The sequence below is a fragment of the Dolichospermum sp. UHCC 0259 genome, assembly GCF_009711935.1.
GTDB lineage: Bacteria > Cyanobacteriota > Cyanobacteriia > Cyanobacteriales > Nostocaceae > Dolichospermum.
This window is the reverse complement of record NZ_VIKX01000250.1, coordinates 1-2956: the sequence shown is the minus strand read 5'-3', so window position 1 is coordinate 2956 and position 2956 is coordinate 1. Positions and strand designations below refer to the sequence as shown.

The window sequence follows — 2956 nt, the reverse complement described above, 5'->3', positions numbered from 1 at the left end:
ACTGTGGAAGGAATTAATAACAAGCTTAAACTAATAAAACGGTCGGGATATGGATTTAAAAACTTTGAGAATTTCCGAATTAGATGCTTATTAAACTGGCATTTTGTTTAATAGTTTAGCATAACAAGTACCGAAGAGCCATAAACTCAAATTAATCAAAAGACTTGGATATGGATTTCGTAACTTTAGTAATTTTAGATTACGTAGTTTATTAAACTGGCACTTTAGTATTAATTCTCCATAAAAGGGACGCAAGAGCCGAAATTAAATTAAAATTATGGATAAACTAAATTACTATCGCCAATGTTTGCGAGAATTTCTCACCCAACACGCAAAATATGGATCAAAAGATCAAAATATGGAAACCCAATTGATCTTTGATACAGAAAATGATCATTACCTTTTATTGCGAACGGGTTGGGATAAAAAACGTCGAATTCATTCCTGTATATTTCATTTTGATATCAAAGATGGAAAAATTTGGCTTCAGGAAAATAATACAGATATTGATGTTGGTGAAGAACTAGAAGAAATGGGAATTTCAAAGCAAGAAATTGTCATCGGTTTTCATTATCCTGCACTGAGACAACATTCACAATATGCGGTTTCTTAATTTGGAATTTAGTATTTAAAATATTTGACAATAAGCAGTATAATAGTATAAAGGAGTTTACATATTCCATGTCAACTATTAAACAAAGATTTACTGTAATTATTGAAAAGGAAGACAATGGGTATGTTTCCCTTTGTCCAGAATTAGATATTGCTAGTCAAGGAGATAGTATTGAGGAAGCAAAAGATAATTTAAAAGAAGCAATTGAATTATTTTTAAAATTTGGTTCACCTTCAGAAATAAAAAATCGTCTCAAAAGCGAAATTTTTATTATGTATCATTAAGAAAACAAAGATTCAAGATTACGATATCCGTTAACTACTCTAATAATTTCTACCTCATCTTTAATCAACCGATAGAAAATAATATAAGGATTAACAGATATTCCTCGTAATTCTGGTGATAATTCAGCATAACTACGCCCCATGTTAGGAAATTGTGCTAACACTTGACATTTTTGTTCAATATTATTTAAAAATTGATTTGCAGAATCTAAATTGAAACCTGATAGATAATCACAAATTTCATTGATATCTTCAATTGCCTGATCTGTTAAACTATAATTACTCATTGCGAAGATTCACCTTTTTTAGCAAGTTTTTCTCGCAATTTAGCAAAAGCAACATCACCATCAGTCAATTGTCCCCTATTAGCTTGTTCAATACCCACAGCTACTTTTTTACGGGTTTCGTCTAACCATTGTTCATAATGTTTATCTCTTTCCTCTAATAATTGCAAAGCTGCTACAATTACCTGATAGGCATTTTCGTATTTACCAGTTTGCAATTTCGCTTGAATTAACTGTTCCTGTTCTGGTTGAAGGCTAATATTCATAGTCATAAATACCAAAATTGATGAATTTAACAACTTGAGGATTCAGCATTAATCATTGTAACCTATTATTAATTGTTATTATAACCAAAGCAATAATAAAAAAGCACAAAAAAACAACTATGACACAACAACCGATACAAGTAATTGGCGGCGGACTCGCAGGAACAGAAGCAGCATGGCAAATAGCCCAAGCCGGCGTGCCTGTAATTCTCCACGAGATGCGCCCTAAAAGGTTCAGCCCTGCCCATCATACGGAAAATTTGGCTGAATTGGTCTGTAGTAACTCTTTTGGGGCTATGGCGAGCGATCGCGCCGCCGGTCTATTACACGAAGAACTCCGTCAACTCGGTTCTATTGTCATCGCCAAAGCAGATGAACACGCAGTCCCCGCTGGTGGGGCTTTGGCGGTAGATAGAGGACAATTTGGGGAAGATTTGACCAAAACTCTAGCCAATCACCCTTTAATTGATTTCCGACGGGGGGAAGTTAAAGAAATTCCTGAAGGTATTGTTGTTTTAGCTTCTGGACCTTTAACCAGTCCCGATTTATCCGCAGATTTACAGCGGTTTACGGGGATGGAATATCTCAACTTTTTTGATGCTGCGAGTCCGATTATTGTCGGAGATTCTATTAATAAAGATATTGCTTTTATGGCTTCTCGCTATGATAAAGGTGAAGCAGCTTATCTGAATTGTCCGATGAATAAAGAGCAGTATTTACAATTTAGAGAAGCACTTTGTCAAGCAGAACAAACAGAATTAAAAGACTTTGAAAAGGAAACGGCGAAATTTTTTGAAGCTTGTTTACCAATTGAAGAAATGGCCAGAAGGGGTGAAGATACCATGCGTTATGGTCCCCTCAAACCAGTGGGTTTATCAGATCCTCGCAATGGAGAACGTAATTATGCGGTAATTCAACTACGACAAGAAGATAAAGCCGGTCAACTTTGGAATATGGTTGGTTTTCAAACTAATTTGCGCTGGGGTGAACAAAAACGAGTTTTTCAAATGATTCCTGGTTTGGAAAAAGCTGAGTTTGTCAGATTAGGAGTCATGCACCGCAATACTTTTTTAAATGCACCGCAATTAATGTCTGCAAGTTTGCAATTTAAAGAACGTCCAACTTTACTAGCTGCGGGACAATTAATAGGTACAGAAGGTTATACTGCTGCATCTGCTGGAGGTTGGTTAGCAGGAACAAATGCTGCTAGGTTAGCTTTAGGAAAAGAACCCCTAATTTTGCCCGTGACAACGATGATGGGGGCTTTATTTGAGTTTATCAGATCCGCTGCACCAAAGCATTTTCAACCAATGGCTCCTAATTTCGGGATTGTTCCAGATTTGGGTGTGAAAATTAAGAGTAAACCGGAGAAATATGGACGTTACCGCGATAGATCCTTAGCAGATTTAGCAACTTGGAAACAGCAATTTATTAACTAATTAAATCATGAATACCTAATTGTGACTTGAAGCATAAAGTGAGCCAAAAGCTTATTTTATGCTTCACAAA

6 protein-coding genes and 1 pseudogene are annotated in these 2956 nt (G+C 35.8%); 5 read left to right on the top strand and 2 right to left on the bottom strand.

Features of this window, described 5'->3' with window-relative positions; all coding sequences use genetic code 11:
- The 4 genes and pseudogenes from FJR05_RS20885 to FJR05_RS20870 all read left to right on the top strand — a co-directional run.
- The coding region (locus tag FJR05_RS20885) for a transposase (protein WP_168645894.1) at window positions 1-111 on the top strand (111 nt) is incomplete at its 5' end.
- 25 nt (window positions 112-136) lie between these two features.
- Window positions 137-244 (top strand): annotated as a pseudogene (locus FJR05_RS20880) (transposase); the annotation flags it as partial.
- Window positions 245-277: 33 nt separating this feature from the next.
- Entirely contained in the window at window positions 278-613 is a 336-nt protein-coding gene (locus tag FJR05_RS20875; RefSeq protein WP_168645893.1) for a XisI protein, read from the top strand.
- Between the two features lie 68 nt (window positions 614-681).
- A complete protein-coding gene (locus FJR05_RS20870; protein WP_168645892.1) occupies window positions 682-897 on the top strand; it encodes a type II toxin-antitoxin system HicB family antitoxin in 216 nt (71 codons plus the stop codon).
- On the opposite strand, the gene FJR05_RS20865 is transcribed toward FJR05_RS20870, so the two are convergent.
- Both FJR05_RS20865 and FJR05_RS20860 read right to left on the bottom strand, forming a co-directional pair.
- Complete coding sequence (locus FJR05_RS20865) at window positions 894-1184, bottom strand: type II toxin-antitoxin system RelE/ParE family toxin (RefSeq protein ID WP_168645891.1); 291 nt, start codon at window positions 1182-1184, stop codon at window positions 894-896. The genes FJR05_RS20870 and FJR05_RS20865 overlap by 4 nt on opposite strands.
- A complete protein-coding gene (locus FJR05_RS20860; protein WP_168645890.1) occupies window positions 1181-1447 on the bottom strand; it encodes a type II toxin-antitoxin system ParD family antitoxin in 267 nt (88 codons plus the stop codon). The genes FJR05_RS20865 and FJR05_RS20860 overlap by 4 nt, the downstream gene beginning before the upstream one ends.
- A gap of 119 nt (window positions 1448-1566) precedes the next feature.
- Here FJR05_RS20860 and trmFO point away from each other — a divergent pair, with 119 nt between their 5' ends.
- Complete coding sequence (gene trmFO, locus FJR05_RS20855; protein ID WP_168645889.1) at window positions 1567-2886, top strand: FADH(2)-oxidizing methylenetetrahydrofolate--tRNA-(uracil(54)-C(5))-methyltransferase TrmFO; 1320 nt, start codon at window positions 1567-1569, stop codon at window positions 2884-2886.
- Window positions 2887-2956: the final 70 nt, after the last annotated feature.

Bases quoted from the DNA above. Each gene is read 5' to 3' on its own strand.
- FJR05_RS20860 (WP_168645890.1), bottom strand. From the start codon at position 1,447: ATGAATATTAGCCTTCAACCAGAACAGGAACAGTTAATTCAAGCGAAA.
- FJR05_RS20870 (WP_168645892.1), top strand. From the start codon at position 682: ATGTCAACTATTAAACAAAGATTTACTGTAATTATTGAAAAGGAAGAC.
- FJR05_RS20875 (WP_168645893.1), top strand. From the start codon at position 278: ATGGATAAACTAAATTACTATCGCCAATGTTTGCGAGAATTTCTCACC.
- trmFO (WP_168645889.1), top strand. From the start codon at position 1,567: ATGACACAACAACCGATACAAGTAATTGGCGGCGGACTCGCAGGAACA.
- FJR05_RS20865 (WP_168645891.1), bottom strand. From the start codon at position 1,184: ATGAGTAATTATAGTTTAACAGATCAGGCAATTGAAGATATCAATGAA.